This window comes from Stutzerimonas sp. R40042 (assembly GCF_026642215.1).
In the GTDB taxonomy this organism is placed as follows: domain Bacteria; phylum Pseudomonadota; class Gammaproteobacteria; order Pseudomonadales; family Pseudomonadaceae; genus Stutzerimonas; species Stutzerimonas frequens.
Window position 1 is genome coordinate 356,218 of sequence record NZ_CP113258.1, and the last position, 16,005, is coordinate 372,222.

Sequence of the window (16,005 nt, forward strand, 5' to 3'; positions counted from 1 at the left end):
ACGCATCAGCCTGCGTGCAGTGCCTGCCCCTTGGGCTGGAAGTACAGCGTGCTGCCGCGTTGCACGCCCACCAGGCTGGCGTGATCGTTGCCGACCTCCGCTTCGATCGGCTCGGCTTGCCCTGCGACGTTCAGCGTGACGCGGGTCAGCGCGCCGAGCGGGCGGATGTCGCGCACCTCGCCGGCCAGGTGCTCGGCCACCGCTTCACGGCTCAGGGAAACCTCATGCGGGCGGAACAGCACGCTGCGCTGTTCGTCCAGCTGCAGGCGATTGGCGTCGCCGAGGAAGTGGTAGACGAACTCGCTGGCGGGGTTGGCATACACCTCCGCCGGCGTGCCGATCTGCTCGATCACACCCTTGTTCATCACCACGATGCGATCGGCGACCTCCATCGCCTCCTCCTGGTCGTGGGTGACGAACACGGAGGTCAGGTGCACGTCCTCGTGCAGCCGCGCCAGCCAGCGGCGCAGTTCCTTGCGCACCTTGGCGTCCAGCGCGCCGAATGGCTCATCGAGCAGCAACACCTTGGGCTCCACTGCCAGCGCGCGGGCCAGGGCAATGCGCTGGCGCTGGCCACCGGAGAGCTGTTCGGGGTAACGGTCCGCGAGCCAGTCCAGCTGCACCAGATTCAGTAACTCGTGCACCTTGGCGGCGATCACCGCTTCGCTCGGGCGCTGCTTCTTCGGCTTCATGCGCAGGCCGAAGGCCACGTTGTCGAACACCGTCATGTGGCGGAACAGTGCGTAGTGCTGGAAGACGAAGCCGACGTTGCGGTCGCGCACATCGCGGCTGGAGACATCCTCGCCATGGAACACGATGCTGCCGCTGTCCGGCGTTTCCAGCCCGGCGATGATGCGCAGCAGGCTGGTCTTGCCGCAGCCGGACGGGCCGAGCAGGGCGACCAGTTCGCCGCTCTGGATGTGCAGGTCGATCGCCTGCAGCGCCTGGAACTGGCCGAAGCGCTTGTTGACGTCACGGACTTCGATACTCATGGCTGTGCTCCGGTTTTCAGGCGCGCGATGCGCGATTCGCTCCACTGCTTGAGCAGCAGGATCACCAGCGCCAGGGCCAGCAGCAGGCTGGCCACGCTGAACGCGGCGACGTGGTTGTATTCGTTGTAGAGAATCTCGACGTGCAGCGGCAGGGTGTTGGTCAGCCCGCGGATATGCCCGGAGACCACCGACACCGCGCCGAACTCGCCCATCGCCCGCGCGGTGCAGAGCACCACGCCGTAGATCAGGCTCCATTTGATGTTCGGCAGGGTGATGTGCCAGAACATCTGCCAGCCGTTGGCGCCGAGCAGGCGCGCGGCTTCCTCTTCGGTACTGCCCTGCTCCTGCATCAGCGGGATCAGCTCGCGGGCGACGAAGGGCACGGTGACGAACAGCGTCGCCAGGACGATGCCCGGCACGGCGAAGACGATCTGGATATCACGATCACTCAGCCACTCGCCGAAATAGCCCTGGGCGCCGAACAAGAGCACGTAGATCAGGCCGGCAATGACCGGGGAGACCGAGAACGGCAGGTCGATCAGGGTCACCAGCAGGCTCTTGCCGCGGAACTCGTACTTGCTCACGCACCAGGCGGCGGCGACGCCGAACACCAGATTGAGCGGCACCGAGATGCCCACGGCAAGCAGGGTGAGCTTGAGCGCGGCCAGGGCATCGGGCTCGAGGATCGCCGTGAAGAAGGTGCCGACCCCTTGCTTGAAGGCTTCGCCGAGAACGATCAACAGCGGCAGCAGAAGGAACAGCACGAAGGTCAGCCAGGCCGCGCCGATCAACAGGCGGCGGGCCGTTTGCTTGCCGCGACGGGTAGTGGCGGCGCGGGCATTCGCCGACACGGGCAGGGAAGCGGTAGTCATGCAGGCCTCCTCAGCCGTGGGCAATGCGGCGCTGCAGCAGGTTGATCGCCAGCAGCAGGATGAAAGACACCACCAGCATCAGCACGCCGATGGCCGTGGCGCCGGCGTAGTCGTACTGGTCCAGCTTGACCATGATCAGCAGCGGCAGGATCTCGGTCTTCATCGGCATGTTGCCGGCGATGAAGATCACCGAGCCGTACTCGCCGACGCCGCGGGCAAAGGCCAGGGCGAAGCCGGTCAGCCAGGCGGGCAGCAGCGCCGGCAGCAGCACATGGCGAACGATCTGCAGCGGACGCGCGCCGAGGCAGGCCGCGGCTTCTTCCACTTCACGCGGGATATCGGCGAGCACCGGCTGGAGGGTGCGCACCACGAAGGGCAGGGTTACGAAGGTCAGTGCCAAGGTGATGCCCAGCGGACTGTAGGCGATCTTGAAGCCCAGGTCGGTAGCGAACTGGCCGATCGGTCCGTTCGGCGCGTACAGCGCGGTGAGGGCAATGCCTGCCACCGCGGTCGGCAGGGCGAAGGGCAGGTCGATCATTGCCTCGATGATCTTGCGGCCGGGGAAGCGATAGCGCACCAGCACCCAGGCCAGCAGCGTGCCGATCACACCATTGAGCACGGCGGCCGCGAAGGCGGTGCCAAAGCTCAGCTTGAGCGCCGCCAGCACGCGCGGCGCGCTGACGATGGCGATGAACTGCGCCCACGAGAGTTCGGTGGTCTTGAGAAACAGCGCACCCAGGGGAATCAGCACCAACAGGCTGAGGTACACCAGGGTGTAGCCCAGCGTCAGCCCGAAGCCGGGTATGACGGAGGTAGATCGGCTAGACATGTTCGAGGCTCGGTCGGTTTGGCGTAATGGCCGAAAAACGGAAGACCGTAGGGTGGAAAACGCGCGAAGCGCTTTTCCACGCGCCTCACGCCCGAGCCTGCCGTATGCGGGCCAGGGCCCCGGGCGCGTGGATGGCTTCGGCCATCCACCCTACGAATTTCCGCTTACTGCGCCTGATAGATCTGATCGAAGATCCCGCCATCATCGAAGAACTTCGGTTGTGCGGCCTTCCAGCCACCAAAGTCCCCGTCGATGGTGACCAGCTTCAGTGCCGGGAACTGATCCTTGAATTCGGCCGCCACGGCCTCGTTGCGTGGCCGGTAGAAGTTCTTCGCCGCGATGCGCTGGCCTTCCTCGCTGTACAGGTAGTTCAAATAGGCTTCGGCTAGCGCCCGCGTGCCCTTGCGCTCGACGTTCTTGTCCACCACTGCCACCGGTGGCTCGGCAAGGATCGACAGCGAAGGCGCGATGATCTCGAAATCTTCACCGCCCTGTTCCTTCAGGGCCAGAAAGGCCTCGTTCTCCCAGGCCAGCAGCACGTCGCCGATGCCGTTGTTGACGAAGGTGACGGTCGAGCCGCGGGCGCCGGTATCGAGCACCGGTACATTCTTGTAGAGCTTCTCAACAAAGGCCTGGGCCTGCTGCTCGTCGCCGAATTTCTGCTGGGCATAGGCCCAGGCGGCGAGGAAATTCCAGCGTGCGCCGCCGGAGGTCTTCGGGTTCGGCGTGATCACCTCGACGCCCGGCTTGACCAGGTCGTTCCAGTCCTTGATGCCCTTCGGATTGCCCTTGCGCACCAGGAACACGATGGTCGAGGTATAGGGCGTGCTGGCATCCGGCAGGCGCGTCTGCCAGTCCTCGGGGATCAGTTTGCCGAGGCGATGCAGCTCGTCGATATCGCCCGCCAGTGCCAGGGTCACCACATCGGCGCGCAGGCCGTCGATCACCGCGCGGGCCTGCTTGCCGGAGCCGCCATGGGACTGCTGGATCTTGATCGGCTCATGGCCCTGGGCCTGCCAGTGCTTGTTGAAGGCGTCGTTGAATTCCACATAGAGCTCGCGCGTCGGATCGTAGGACACGTTGAGCAGGGTATCGGCGGCCAGTGCAGGACCGGCGATCAGCGCGCTCGCCAGGGCGGCGAGGGCGAAGCGACGAATGGACATGGTGCAGCTCCTGAACAAACTAATTTGGTAGGTGTTGGCGCTTCAGGGGCGGTCGCTGAAATCACGCTGGAAGACAGGCAGGGCGAGGCAGAAGCAGCCTGGCGGGTTGCAACCTGGTCTAGCTGTGTCAGGTGGTTTTCAGTGACTCGATTAGCTCCGCATTCGCGGACGACAGCTGCAGTACCGGTGCGTGTTCATGCTGTGGCTCTTCTCATGGTCACGCCCTCCGGTGGTCCAGTCGGGCTGATGGATGGGGTAGTGGGGTCAGGCGTGCTTGCCGGTCGGCTGCAGGCGGAACTTCTCCTTGCGCTCGATCTGCACGACCTGGCCGTTGTGCACGGTGATTTCAACCGAGCCGAACTTGAGGCCGCTCAGGGCACTGTGGATCTCGCGCAGGATGCTGGCTTCGTCCTGCCCCTCGAGGTTGCGAATGGTCGCGGTCATTGCTGTTCTCCGTGAAAGCCTTTCGTGACGACCGGAACGGCCGTAGCCAGCAAGGCGTGAGCGGATCATAGGTGCGGGCGAAATATTCTTAAAAATATTGTTTAAGAACATTTATAGATCGGTATGGAATAAGAAGACGACTCTTTATCAGGCGGTCAGATAGGCTGAAAAAGAATAAATAAAGAATTCGTTATTCTTTTTAAGTTGTTCGATCTGCTGTCTAGACTGGCCGTCATGAATCACAGGAGGCGCCGAATATGCGCAGCATCCGATATCTGATCGTGCCGGGCTGGCACGGCTCGCCCGATGAGCACTGGCAGAGCCATTGGCAACGCACCCTGCCGGGCAGCGCCCGAGTAGAGCAGCAGGACTGGCTCCTGCCGCGTCGTGAAGACTGGGTCGCCGAGCTGCAGCGCAGCATTTCCGCCCATGCCGAACCGGTCATTCTGGTGGCGCACAGCCTGGGCTGCATCACGGTTGCGCACTGGGCGGCTCAGGCGCCTGCGCAGCTGCTGCAACGGGTGCGCGGCGCCCTGCTGGTGGCCCCCGCGGATGTCGAACGCAGCGGCTGCCCGGAACCCTTGAGCAACTTCGCCCCGATCCCTCGCCAGCCTTTGCCATTCGCCAGCCTGCTGATCGGCTCGGACAACGACACTGCTGCCAGTGCCGCGCATGCCGTCGAGATGGGCCACGCCTGGGGCAGCGAGACCACGATCCTGGCCGGTGCCGGGCATATCAACGTGGCCTCTGGACATCGGCGCTGGGAGCAGGGCTTCGCCAGCCTGTACCGCTTGCAGAGCCGGATCGAGCGACAGGCGCAACGGCGCGCCTGAATCGCTATCAACCAATGCCGCAACCCACGCAAGAAAGGAGAACGAAGATGAGCATCCGCCTCGGCGACATCGCCCCCGATTTCGAACAGGATTCCAGCGAAGGCCGCATCCGCTTCCACGAGTGGCTGGGTGACAGCTGGGGTGTGCTGTTCTCGCACCCGGCCGACTTCACCCCGGTGTGCACCACCGAACTGGGCTTCACCGCCAAGCTGAAGGACGAGTTCGCCAAGCGCAACGTCAAGGCCATCGCCCTGTCCGTGGACCCGGTGGATTCGCACATAAAGTGGATCGACGACATCAACGAGACGCAGAACACCCGCGTCAACTTCCCGATCCTGGCTGATGCCGACCGCAAGGTCTCCGAGCTGTACGACCTGATTCATCCCAACGCCAACGACACCCTGACGGTGCGCTCATTGTTCGTCATCGACCCGAACAAGAAGGTGCGTCTGACCATCACCTACCCGGCGAGCACCGGGCGCAACTTCCACGAGATCCTGCGGGTGATCGATTCGTTGCAGCTGACCGACGACCACAAGGTCGCGACCCCGGCCAACTGGCAGGACGGCGACGAAGTGGTGATCGTGCCCTCGCTCAAGGACGAGGAGGAGATCAAGCAGCGCTTTCCCAAGGGCTATCGGGCGGTCAAGCCGTACCTGCGCCTGACGCCGCAGCCCAATCGCTGAGACAGGATCCCGGCTGGGCGGTTAAGTCTTGGTCAGCCCTCGCTGCGACGCGGGTCGGCACTGCGCGGGTAGGTGCGCTCTTCCTGGATGGTGCCGTCCTTCTTGTGGATCTTTACCGAAGCCGTCCTGCCTTCGAGAAAGGCCGCGGTGACCTGCAGCATCTCGTCCTTGGTGGCAGCGGTCTTCGAGGCGCGGGTCGCCCCTTGCTTGCGCAGTTCCCAGCCCGAATCGGTGACATTGATGTGGTAGTTGTCCATGCATGAGTCCTCCGCTGTGGGTTGCGGTTTAGAGTGCTGGACAGAACAGGGGTTCGGTAAGACGGGGCACCGGCAGCGCCGTCGTGTGCCACCTGCTAGCCTGGCCGCTTCCAGCCGCCAGGACCGAACTCATGCCGACACACGCCCAGTTGCGCGCCGTCATCGCCGCCGATCCGCTGCGCATGCGCTGCCTTGTCCACGTCAGGGCGCTCGGCTTGCCGGATTGCTGGGTGGCCGCCGGATTCGTGCGCAGCGCGGTATGGGATCACCTGCATCGGCGTGGCCGCAGCGCCTTGCAGGCGGACATCGACGTCATCTGGTTCGACCAGGCTCGCTGCGACGCGGCAGTGGACGCCGAGATCGAAGCGACATTGCGGCGTGCCGACGCCTCGCTCGAATGGTCGGTGAAGAACCAGGCGCGCATGCATCTGCACAATGGCGATCGGCCCTATAGGACCGCAGCAGACGCGATGTGCCATTGGCCGGAAACGGCCACGGCCATCGGGGTCAGGCTGAGCGAGGAAGGCGAGATCGAGGTCGCCGCCCCCCTGGGTCTGGACGACCTTTTCGCGCTGATCGTCCGTCCCACCGCGGCCTTTCGTGGCCGTAAACGGCAGGTCTATCTCGATCGCCTGGCCGCGAAGCGCTGGTCCGAAACCTGGCCGGACCTGCGCATCGTGCAAGGCTGAGCGCCGCGACGCTTGACGTTCTAGATGAAGGCCTGCCGCGCGACGCCACGTGGCTGGCGGTTGCGTCCCGGCAGCTGCTCGAGGCGCTTGTGCCATTCGGCACGCACGGACTGAACGGCAACCGGCTTCGCTGCCGCGTCGGGCGCAGTCGGAGCGGCCTTGATTGCCGCTGCGGGTGTGCGCGTGCTCGCCGGCTTCACCGCCGCAGTGGTTGCAGTCGTCGCGACCGCCGCGGGTGCAACCGCCACTGTCTTCGCCGCCTTTGCGGCAGCCCGCAGTTCGGCGAGGCTCGGTGTCTTGCGTACAGGCTCGCTTACCGCCTTTTCCACGCTGCGCAGGCACAGCTTGCAGGAAACCTGAGTGGCGTCCGCCGAACTGTTCAGACTCGATCCCGTGCGCCCACATGCGACATTGCCATTGGAGGCGGAGTAATGAATCACCAACGTTCTGTCTCCTGATTTTGGGGCGCGGGATTCTACACGCTCAGGCCACCCTGGCAATGCAGGTGACAGACACTCAGGGAACAGGCCGTCCGGCGATGGCGGCAGGTTGCGGCGCGTTGGTGCCTGTATGGGTCATGCCGACGAGGTTGGGCATGTCCGTACGGATGATCTCGGCGAACAGGCGCAGCTTGGCGGGATAGCTGCCCGCATGCGGGTAGATGAGGTAGACGGGCAGGGGAGCGGCTCGCCATTGCGGCACGAGCTGGACCAGCCGGCCTGCTTCGATGTCCTGCGCAACCACCCAGGCGGAGCTGACGCACGCGCCAAGCCCTGCCAGCGCCGCACTGCGCAGGGCGTAGAGGCTGTCGGTACTCATGCGTGGCTGGATCGCGAAGCGATGCAAGCGCCCGTCCGCCTGGCAGGTCAGCACGACCTCGTCGGTGTAGTAGGTCCGCAGGGCCAGCCAGGGCAGGCGCTGGAGTTGCTCGGTGGTGCTTGGCAGCGGGCCCTCGCCAACCAGTGCCGGATGGGTCACCACAATGCGCGGGACTTCGCCGAGGCGGATAGCAACCACGGACGGGTCCTCGATGACGCCTACCTGGATGGCGCAATCGATTCCCTCGGCCGTGAAGTTGGGCGAGCGATCATGCAGCACCCATTCGACGCTCACGTTCGGCTAGCGCGACAGGTATTTGCCGAGTGGAGCGACCAACTGGTCCTGGCCAAAGGCGTGCGGGACCTGCACCCGAAGCGTGCCGCGCGGGTCGTCACGCGCGCCGAGCAGCTCGGCTTCCATCTCGCCCCAGCTTTCGAGGACTTGACGGGCGAAACCGTAGCAACGCTCACCATCACCGGTGAGCTGCATGCGATGGGTCGAGCGATTGAGCAGTTGCAGGCCGAGCGACCGCTCCAGCGCCTGCAGCCGGCGGCTGACCGTGGGTTGGGTGGTGCCAAGTTGCGCCGCCGCCGCCGAGAGGCTGCCGGCGTCGACGATTCTGATGAACGTGCGCAAGAGATCGATGCGATCGATACCAGCCGTCGAGTAGTCGTTCATACGTATCTCGTATAACGGATTTGCAGATGAGGCTACTACAGCGCTCGAGCATGCGTCTGGAGAATGACCCAAATTGTTCGGACCGGGACCTTCTCATGACTTCCTCATATTCATCCCCGACGCTCGTCAACAGCTCGGGTCTGCTCTCGCCTGGGCTTGTTCTGCTGCTGGCATCGGGCGCCGGCTTCAGCGTTGCAACGCTCTATTACAGCCAGCCGATCCTCGGTGTGCTCGGTGCGGAGATCCAGGCCAGCGAAGGCGCTGTCGGCATGGTTCCGATGCTGACGCAGCTTGGCTATGCGCTCGGCATTCTGCTTCTGGCGCCGCTGGGTGACCGTTATGACCGCCGCGGGATCATTCTGGCGAAGGCGCTGATGCTCATGCTGGCTCTGCTGCTCGGCAGCATCGCGCCTGGCGTCGGTACCTTGCTCGCCGCGAGCCTGGTGATCGGCCTTGCCGCGACGCTGGCGCAGGACATCGTTCCAGCAGCTGCCACCTTGGCGCCCGAGACGCAGCGCGGCAGGGTCGTGGGCACGGTCATGACAGGTCTGCTGCTGGGCATTCTGCTCTCGCGGGTGATGAGCGGCCTCATCGCCGAGCAATTCGGCTGGCGTGCCGTTTATGCGCTGGCGGCCGGCTCGATTGCCTTGATCGGGCTCGCCGCCTGGCGCGGGTTGCCGCGGTTCTCACCGACCACGTCGCTGGGCTACGGCGCCTTGCTCGGCTCCATGCTCAAACTCTGGTCGTTACATCCGCCCCTGCGCCGCGCGGCCGTTTCCCAGGGCCTGTTGTCCGTTGCCTTCAGTGCGTTCTGGTCGACGCTTGCCGTCATGCTGCATGCCGATTTCGGGCTCGGTAGCGCTGCGGCCGGCGCATTTGGCCTGGCAGGTGCCGCTGGCGCACTCGCCGCACCCTTGGCCGGGCGCCTGGCCGATCGCCGCGGACCAGAGCGCGTGACACGCCTCGGTGCGGCCCTGACCACCGTATCCTTCGCGGCCCTCGGGTTGGTCGGTGTGGTGCCACCGCAAGCCCAGTTGGGTCTGATCGTGGTGGCCGCCATCGGCTTCGACTTCGGCATTCAGGCGACCCTGGTCGCCCACCAAACCATCGTCTACGGCATCGACCCGCCCGCGCGCAGTCGCTTGAATGCCGTGCTGTTCACGGGTGTGTTCGTCGGGATGGCGACGGGCGCGGGACTGGGCAGCCTGGCGCTTGGGCAATGGGGCTGGAATGGCGTGGTCGTGCTGGCAACTCTGGCATCCAGCGGCGCGCTGGCGGCGCGCCTTGTACGACGGGCATCACCTTGAAAGGCGCTCGGCTGTATTGGCAGCGAGCATTGCTCGCTCAGCCGAAAACGAAAAAGGCCCGCATTTCTGCGAGCCTTTAAATCGTGGTGCCGGCACCAGGAGTCGAACCCGGGACCTACTGATTACAAGTCCTTGATTTTGAAATTTCAGGGGCTTTCATGAAGTTTCACAGTCTATATAAATCAATAACTTAGGACGATGTTGCCTTTCAGGTACGTTCCGATTATTTCATTGATTTGCATCGAAGTGTTGAGCAAAGTGTTGACCTGAATAGAACAGGAGCGCGCTTTCGTGGGGCACAAACTAACCGATGCTCAGACAAAAAGATGGGCAACTACGGGTGTGATCTTAAAAGATGGGGTGGCCACTCCTACACGTACCGTCTCCGAACAGCTCGGTGCGCGCGGGTCCGGTTCGATGTTTCTGGAGCGGCGCCCCAGCGGGGAAATTGAGGTTTATCTGGCGGTACGCCGGGGTGGCAGGCAGGAGCGCAAGAAACTCGGTCAGTTTGGAAAGCTGTCTGCTGACGGTCAAATTCAGCGCCTAGCCTACTGGCGCCAGGAGGCAGAACGAGTTGCTGCCGCAGCTCGTGATTTCCCCACGCTTGATGCCTACGAGAATCATGTTCAGCGGTTGAAGGCCGAGCAGCAACGGATCGAAAGCCAAGCCGCTCGCCAAGGGTCTTTTGAACAGCTTTTGCTGGCTTACGTAGCGGATATGGAGCGACGTGGCAAGACAAGCGCCCGAGGAGTAATGGGTGCCCTAGAGCTTGATGTAATCAATGCATTCCCGGATCTAGCCGGCACCAAGGCGAAAGAGATCCAGCCAGAAGATATTTCGCAGATCCTGCGCCATTGCATTAATCGGAAGCCCGCATCCAAAGGGCGTGGGCGACGAAAAACACAGGCGAGCGCAACGAATGGCAAGCTAACCGCCGCTAATCGTCTTCGGGCTTATTTGCGTGCTGCGTTTTCGTTTGGCTTGAAGCACGATCTGAATCCCTTGAGAGCAGGCGATGCGGTCCTATTCGGGCTCAGATACAACCCAGTTGCCGATCTCCCTACGATTGAGGGTGCGGAGCGTGCAAACACGGAGTCGTTGAACGGCGACGAACTGAGACAAGTGCTTCGTGCTGTCGCTGCGCTGCCAGGGCGCCGTCAGCCAATAGCTAACGCGATGATTTATCTGGCAGGGCAACGTGTGCAGATGTTATTGCGCGCAACTTGGGCTGACTTGTCAGAAGATCCTGAGCACGGCACGGTTCTCCGCTTGGTCGATTACAAGGGAGGCAAAGGAACGCCTCCTAGGGATCATCTTTTGCCCATATCTGGAAGGGTCGAAGAGGTACTAGCGCCGTTACTGACGCCTCGGACTGGCGCGGGTCCGTTTTCGCTTGACGGTGTGCGGAAAGTATCCGCGCATACAGTACAGAAGATTTTTTCCGAGCTTGGCTCTGTGTTGTCGGCACAGGGCCTGACTCGCACCTTCACTTGGCGCACGATGCGAGCGACCATCGAGACTCATTTGGCGATGCTTGGTGTTGATGAGCAGCGAAGGGCATGGCTGCTTTCTCATGGCCGGAGCGGAGTTCAAGCAAAGCACTATGACCGTTACAGCTATCTGAAAGAAAAGCGCGAGGACCTAGGCAAATGGGCAGCCTATCTAGACGCAATGTTGGATAACCCCGCATAGGGACTTGGGTTCGGTTCAGTGCTTGATAGCATTTCTCCATCAAGTAAAAGGAGACCCGCCTATGTCCCGCGTTCTGTGTAACCGCTGCAAGCGGATCATGGTTCCAAGAGTAATATTTAGCCGAAGCATTGCCGGTGGCTGGGGATGGCGAATTGGCGGGGGAAAGCCAATCTCCAGCTGCTGTCCCTTCTGCTTATCAGAACATTGGGATGTAGTAGTAGAGCCAAGCCTAGAGCCGCGGCCGTTACGCAAAAAAGCACAACGGCAATTGCCTTTAGCAAGGTTGAAGTCGTTTCCATGCTTCGATCCTTTTCGGTTGTTCGATGTCTGCACGATAGCCCCGGATACGGAAAACCCTAGCTACCACCTCATGTCCACTCTGAGGTCAGCGAAGCGGCCATTCCGACGACATAACACCCCATGCGGTGGAAAATAGCCGCGTTGCCATAGCGGATGTCTAACGACAACAGAAGCCATCCACTAAAAAACAGAACAGGTGTTGTTGCCGCAGTGGACGCGAACCGGCAACAGCCCCGCAACGGCAGCCACTGCTACCTTCAATTTCCACCGTAGAAAACGCTACTTTCCACTTCTCTTTCCACTGTGGAAAGGACTGACTTTCACCGCTCGGGGGCGAGGGTGGATAGTGAGCACCAGTTTCTACGGAGTTAGAAACTATGAAAGCCAGCAACGACGAGGCTTACAGCGACTTTCCACTCTGACCTTCCACAGTGGAAAGCCGCACTTTCCACATTCATTGCTGAGGGTGGAAAGTGAGCGCCTGTTTCGGCGAGTGTGGAAACTGTTAAAGCCAGAAACGGCGGGGCCTCCAGCGACTTTCCACCCTCGTGAAACGTGTCATTTTCACTTTCCACCTACGATGAAAATCAGGGGCTCATGCCGTATAAATCTATTACGAGTGGATGGAGTGTGAGGTGTGTGGGTATCTGTGTCGCGTAGCGGTTGTTGGCGATGCCAGGGACGAATTGGGCAGTTTGGGATCGCGGCTCTGTCTCCCGAGCGTGCTCGTGGGTGTCGGTACGCGGCGATAATGGCGGTCTGGGCGCTCGCCAGGTGGGGGATACTTGGAAGTCAAAGAGATGCGGCCCGGCGAGTTCTGGCCACGATTCTTCCGAATGGCAGGTTCTTTGCGCAGGCGCGGCGAGCACGGTCCAAGAGATTTTTGAGGTTACCGACGCTGGGTTGATAGGCGGGGGTGTGAGTTTTCGCTGGGGCGACATCGTCGACTTCGTGTGAGCGCGATGATTGGCGATGCGGGTTTGAGACGGTTCCATGCTTCCCGGCGAGTGTTAGAACGGGTTGTTTAGAACGGGCGGCGCGAAGCTTAGAACGCAGACCTGTTTTTCGCGAAGCTTAGAACGGCAGAAGCTAGCAACCATGCGGGTTTGAGCCCCGTTCTAAGCTTCCCGGCGAGTGTTAGAACGGGTTGTTTAGAACGGGCGGCGCGAAGCTTAGAACGCAGACCTGTTTTTCGCGAAGCTTAGAACGGCAGAAGCTAGCAACCATGCGGGTTTGAGCCCCGTTCTAAGCTTCCCGGCGAGTGTTAGAACGGGTTGTTTAGAACGGGCGGCGCCAAGCTTAGGACGCGGACCTGCTTTTCGCGAAGCTTAGAACGGGCAGAACCCAGCAACCATGAGGGTTTGAGCCCTGTTCTAAGCTTCGCGTTCTAATACTCGACCGTTCTAAACAACGAAAAAAAAGTGGACCTCATTCCGTATAAATCTATTACGAGATGAGATTTTCGCAAAAAGTTGGGAATTTGTGTCGCGTAGCGGATGTTAGTGAAGCGAGTGCGCGAGCTGAATGGTTCACTGTGCCGTAGTGGTGGCCTGCTGAATGGGGCCTGTGCGCGACCGTAGCGCGTTTAAGACGTAACGGTTTTTGGCCGACCGTCTTGGTGGATGCGTGAGAAGCGAGAGCGAGAATTGAATTTTCGAGAAATTGGCCTAGGACGGTTCTTCCCCGCGATTCTTCCGAACGGGAGGTTTTTCGCGCTTGCGATTGGCGGCCTCCGGATACAGCAAATCCTGCAAGTCACAGACGTTGGCCTTGAATGCGGCGGAGTGAGTTTCCGCTGGGGTGATATTTGCGGCTACGCCATCCAGGGAAATGAGGCTTGCCTGTTGAGCAAGAAGTACTCCTCGGGCGGGCTGAGGTTCAAGCTGGGTACTTGCTATTTCGTGGGCGCGGCTCAGCCGCTCGAGCGGCACGTCCATGGCTATCATCCCGTTGAGCATTGCCTTATGAATCGCATCACGTTTGAGCAGCAGAGGTTGCAGGTCCCTGTCTGTGGCTGAGAGCTATCGCCCTGAGAAGGCGCAGAGCGCCGCTGTGAGCCTTTCAGGTGGGTGGTGGCGACCCGGGTGCTCAAAGCCCCAAAAACGCACCAAGCGCTATCGTGGCTCGTTATGGGGGGTAGATCCCGGCATTCGTCGCGTGTTCGAGGGCTCCACTTGGAGCAGCTTCAGGTTGGTCATCGAGGCGCCGGACGGGGCCCAGTTTCTTCGAGAGGAGCTGCTGACGGAAGGGCGATGAATTTAGCTGGTTGGCTCTATTAGCGAGCGGCCTTCGTTGCGGACGTTGCCCACGACACGGTTGACCGGAAACCATTCGAACACTTCCGCCGGTAAAGCTAGGTGTCTCACGATCTCTTCGGCTCGCTCAAGCGGCAGGTCCGGCTCAATCCATTCCCTAGCCAGATCCGCTTCAAGCACGACAGGCCGGCGGTCATGGATGTCCACCATTCCCTGATCGCTGTTGGCTGTGATGATGACGAAGCCATCGCCTTCGCGATCGGTCCTACCGGTGCGGTCCACCTGCGCCAATGCGGCAAACCATAGCGGCTCACCATCCTTGCGGCGGATGTAGTAGGGCTGCTTTTTTCTAACTGCAATGCTGGGCGCCGCAAATCGCCGAGCGCATCGGCCACAACAAGGCTGCCGTGGCACTAGCGAACAACCTGGAACGTTTCAGCGGGAATTGCCTACAAGTACAGGGCCCATCTGACAGCGGGGAGCTATCAGAGGTAGGTTTCTAGTGATTGAGGTGATAAGCGGGACTGTCGAACAGGCGAGTCCTGCAGCGGAACAAGGCCGATACAATCATGATCATGGGATCGCTCGAATGCTTGGCCCCCGCTGCGCGAGCTACAGAATGGCCAGGGCAATGCCCATAACAAGGCCGGATATACGTATGCAGCCGCGCTGACTACAGGATCGAAGACAGCTTACCTCACTGCTTGTGGGGAGAGTAAATATATGCATGGTTATGCAGCCAGCACTATGCATGATCTTTTACTATTTGATCTACAAGTCCAGACCAGCTATTTATAGCCGAAGCTTCCAAGATAAAGCTTAGTTCATCCTGATTGCAGGTTTCTAGGTTGTATGATCTTGGGCGGGATTTTGATATAAACGGAATATCACGCCCGAACTGGTCTGCAGTTATATCTATGAAGCAGTATTCATTGCCGCCTCTGCTGGTTCCTTCAAGCCAATAGTGTTCAGTTTCAATATTTCCTTTTATATGCTTTCCTAGGCAGAGCAGCCATGGCTGGTTAAGGAAATTTACGCTGTTTAAGCGTCTCATTACAAGGACGCTGATTACATGGCAGTAGCCTGCAGCGGTTTCTGTTCCTTGCGCCTTAAGAAAGCCAGAGTGAATTGCTTTCATTATTTTCAGTTCAGTATCCAATTTTACCTCTGGTGCATTACATATAAGCTCACGCCGTGGCCCGTCAGGGCCGTCGCGTCTACATCAAATGGTTATGCATCCACCATGCCTTCATTCGCAGCCGATCTCACGTCACGGAGCATGTAGTACCAATCATAATTCTTTGCCTTTTCTCTCTCTTTTGCCACATTCCTTACCCCAAAGTAAACGCCAACTGGATTTACAAAGGGAATGTTTGGAATATTTGACCACAGGGCTTCAGCAATAACCGACTTAACGCTTGGCCTGTATCGCTCAATGATCTCTTCGGAAGCTTTAGCTTCTGCTTGATAGAGCTTTTCTTGAGCCACAGCCAGATTTGCCCCGGATGAAGCCAGCACCTCAGTCATGGCTCTTCTTAATTTGTCGTAATTTCCTTTGCGCTTTATCGCAACAATCTCGCTCCATGGAACACTCTTTAGTGATGGAACGCTCGCCTCAAACAGTTTGAACGAACTAACATTTGAGCTTGGTGGTGCCTCGAATAAGCATACGGCTTTCATGGCCGCCTTTTCATCATCATTTGCCTGAAGAATGCAAGGTATTTCATGGCTTACATCTTTCCATAATTTAATGGCATCTACTGCAACGCGAGCGCGACCCTCAGCATGCTCCACGCCATCATCTGGGATTCCGCCCCATTCTCTACTTATTTTTCTAAGTAATTGGTTATGCGCATATTCCTCCGGCGTCGCTGGATTCGGATATGTGAAATTTTCTTCCTTTCCCCACCTTGGGTAACCACGCATATCAAACTTAGTGATCTCTGCTCGCAGATCTTTGGAGACGCGTCGCGTAAGAGGAACGATAATATCCGTTATCGCGTGAACGTCGCTCCTCGAGAGCTCGTCAAGGCGAACAATTCGTGACATCTCAGTTTCTTCATCATCCATCCTAAGCACTTCGAACATCACTTCGTCGTACCACAAGAACGCCAACTTTAGATGGTCCTCACGGAACCCATTCTCCAGCATCCCAAAAGTACTGATGAGTGCGATTTCTCGATCCACGA

General features: G+C 60.1%; 16 protein-coding genes and 1 pseudogene. 5 read left to right on the forward strand and 12 right to left on the reverse strand.

Going from position 1 to position 16,005, the window contains the following annotated elements:
- Window positions 1-5: 5 nt before the first annotated feature.
- The 5 genes from OUY36_RS01580 to oscA form a co-directional block, all read right to left on the reverse strand.
- Window positions 6-992, reverse strand: a complete 987-nt coding sequence (locus tag OUY36_RS01580; protein WP_267936420.1) for a sulfate/molybdate ABC transporter ATP-binding protein — start codon at window positions 990-992, stop codon at window positions 6-8.
- Complete coding sequence (gene cysW / locus OUY36_RS01585; RefSeq protein ID WP_267936421.1) at window positions 989-1,864, reverse strand: sulfate ABC transporter permease subunit CysW; 876 nt, start codon at window positions 1,862-1,864, stop codon at window positions 989-991. The genes OUY36_RS01580 and cysW overlap by 4 nt, the downstream gene beginning before the upstream one ends.
- Window positions 1,865-1,874: 10 nt before the next feature.
- On the reverse strand, window positions 1,875-2,693 hold the full coding sequence (cysT, locus tag OUY36_RS01590) for a sulfate ABC transporter permease subunit CysT (RefSeq protein ID WP_138299906.1): 819 nt from the start codon (window positions 2,691-2,693) through the stop codon (window positions 1,875-1,877).
- 164 nt (window positions 2,694-2,857) lie between these two features.
- Window positions 2,858-3,856, reverse strand: coding sequence for a sulfate ABC transporter substrate-binding protein (locus tag OUY36_RS01595; protein ID WP_200600748.1), 999 nt, complete (start codon window positions 3,854-3,856; stop codon window positions 2,858-2,860).
- Between the two features lie 264 nt (window positions 3,857-4,120).
- Window positions 4,121-4,300, reverse strand: a complete 180-nt coding sequence (gene oscA / locus OUY36_RS01600; RefSeq protein ID WP_063541206.1) for a sulfur starvation response protein OscA — start codon at window positions 4,298-4,300, stop codon at window positions 4,121-4,123.
- A 257-nt stretch (window positions 4,301-4,557) separates the two neighbouring features.
- Here oscA and OUY36_RS01605 point away from each other — a divergent pair, with 257 nt between their 5' ends.
- On the forward strand, window positions 4,558-5,133 hold the full coding sequence (locus tag OUY36_RS01605; protein WP_267936422.1) for an RBBP9/YdeN family alpha/beta hydrolase: 576 nt from the start codon (window positions 4,558-4,560) through the stop codon (window positions 5,131-5,133).
- A gap of 47 nt (window positions 5,134-5,180) precedes the next feature.
- Complete coding sequence (locus OUY36_RS01610; protein ID WP_200600744.1) at window positions 5,181-5,819, forward strand: peroxiredoxin; 639 nt, start codon at window positions 5,181-5,183, stop codon at window positions 5,817-5,819.
- 32 nt (window positions 5,820-5,851) lie between these two features.
- Here the strand turns inward: OUY36_RS01610 and OUY36_RS01615 are convergent, their stop codons facing one another.
- On the reverse strand, window positions 5,852-6,076 hold the full coding sequence (locus OUY36_RS01615; RefSeq protein WP_003284021.1) for a DUF2188 domain-containing protein: 225 nt from the start codon (window positions 6,074-6,076) through the stop codon (window positions 5,852-5,854).
- A 131-nt stretch (window positions 6,077-6,207) separates the two neighbouring features.
- On the opposite strand from OUY36_RS01615, the gene OUY36_RS01620 reads away from it, so the two are divergent.
- On the forward strand, window positions 6,208-6,765 hold the full coding sequence (locus OUY36_RS01620) for a nucleotidyltransferase family protein (RefSeq protein WP_200600742.1): 558 nt from the start codon (window positions 6,208-6,210) through the stop codon (window positions 6,763-6,765).
- A gap of 20 nt (window positions 6,766-6,785) precedes the next feature.
- On the opposite strand, the gene OUY36_RS01625 is transcribed toward OUY36_RS01620, so the two are convergent.
- Together OUY36_RS01625 and OUY36_RS21975 are read right to left on the reverse strand one after the other, a co-directional pair.
- Window positions 6,786-7,208: a hypothetical protein gene (locus OUY36_RS01625; RefSeq protein ID WP_045633896.1), complete on the reverse strand. Its 423-nt coding sequence runs from the start codon at window positions 7,206-7,208 to the stop codon at window positions 6,786-6,788.
- A 73-nt stretch (window positions 7,209-7,281) separates the two neighbouring features.
- A pseudogene (locus OUY36_RS21975) lies at window positions 7,282-8,262 on the reverse strand (LysR family transcriptional regulator).
- A 95-nt stretch (window positions 8,263-8,357) separates the two neighbouring features.
- Between OUY36_RS21975 and OUY36_RS01640 the strand changes: the two are divergent.
- A complete protein-coding gene (locus OUY36_RS01640) occupies window positions 8,358-9,569 on the forward strand; it encodes an MFS transporter (RefSeq protein WP_267938253.1) in 1,212 nt (403 codons plus the stop codon).
- 291 nt (window positions 9,570-9,860) lie between these two features.
- Window positions 9,861-11,261 (forward strand): tyrosine-type recombinase/integrase, encoded by a 1,401-nt coding sequence (locus OUY36_RS01645; protein WP_267936426.1) that lies wholly within the window; start codon window positions 9,861-9,863, stop codon window positions 11,259-11,261.
- Window positions 11,262-13,228: 1,967 nt separating this feature from the next.
- On the opposite strand, the gene OUY36_RS01650 is transcribed toward OUY36_RS01645, so the two are convergent.
- From OUY36_RS01650 to OUY36_RS01665, 4 genes are all read right to left on the reverse strand, one after another.
- A complete protein-coding gene (locus OUY36_RS01650) occupies window positions 13,229-13,498 on the reverse strand; it encodes a hypothetical protein (RefSeq protein WP_267936427.1) in 270 nt (89 codons plus the stop codon).
- 321 nt (window positions 13,499-13,819) lie between these two features.
- Entirely contained in the window at window positions 13,820-14,107 is a 288-nt protein-coding gene (locus OUY36_RS01655) for an SOS response-associated peptidase family protein (protein ID WP_326491926.1), read from the reverse strand.
- 454 nt (window positions 14,108-14,561) lie between these two features.
- Window positions 14,562-14,975 (reverse strand): hypothetical protein, encoded by a 414-nt coding sequence (locus OUY36_RS01660; protein ID WP_267936428.1) that lies wholly within the window; start codon window positions 14,973-14,975, stop codon window positions 14,562-14,564.
- A 71-nt stretch (window positions 14,976-15,046) separates the two neighbouring features.
- Window positions 15,047-16,003, reverse strand: coding sequence for a hypothetical protein (locus OUY36_RS01665; protein WP_267936429.1), 957 nt, complete (start codon window positions 16,001-16,003; stop codon window positions 15,047-15,049).
- Window positions 16,004-16,005 lie beyond the last annotated feature (2 nt).

Excerpts from the sequence above, each read along its gene's own strand:
- OUY36_RS01580 (WP_267936420.1), bottom strand. The coding sequence starts at position 992 with ATGAGTATCGAAGTCCGTGACGTCAACAAGCGCTTCGGCCAGTTCCAG.
- cysW (WP_267936421.1), bottom strand. The coding sequence starts at position 1,864 with ATGACTACCGCTTCCCTGCCCGTGTCGGCGAATGCCCGCGCCGCCACT.
- cysT (WP_138299906.1), bottom strand. The coding sequence starts at position 2,693 with ATGTCTAGCCGATCTACCTCCGTCATACCCGGCTTCGGGCTGACGCTG.
- OUY36_RS01595 (WP_200600748.1), bottom strand. The coding sequence starts at position 3,856 with ATGTCCATTCGTCGCTTCGCCCTCGCCGCCCTGGCGAGCGCGCTGATC.
- oscA (WP_063541206.1), bottom strand. The coding sequence starts at position 4,300 with ATGACCGCGACCATTCGCAACCTCGAGGGGCAGGACGAAGCCAGCATC.
- OUY36_RS01605 (WP_267936422.1), top strand. The coding sequence starts at position 4,558 with ATGCGCAGCATCCGATATCTGATCGTGCCGGGCTGGCACGGCTCGCCC.
- OUY36_RS01610 (WP_200600744.1), top strand. The coding sequence starts at position 5,181 with ATGAGCATCCGCCTCGGCGACATCGCCCCCGATTTCGAACAGGATTCC.
- OUY36_RS01615 (WP_003284021.1), bottom strand. The coding sequence starts at position 6,076 with ATGGACAACTACCACATCAATGTCACCGATTCGGGCTGGGAACTGCGC.
- OUY36_RS01620 (WP_200600742.1), top strand. The coding sequence starts at position 6,208 with ATGCCGACACACGCCCAGTTGCGCGCCGTCATCGCCGCCGATCCGCTG.
- OUY36_RS01640 (WP_267938253.1), top strand. The coding sequence starts at position 8,358 with ATGACTTCCTCATATTCATCCCCGACGCTCGTCAACAGCTCGGGTCTG.
- OUY36_RS01650 (WP_267936427.1), bottom strand. The coding sequence starts at position 13,498 with ATGGACGTGCCGCTCGAGCGGCTGAGCCGCGCCCACGAAATAGCAAGT.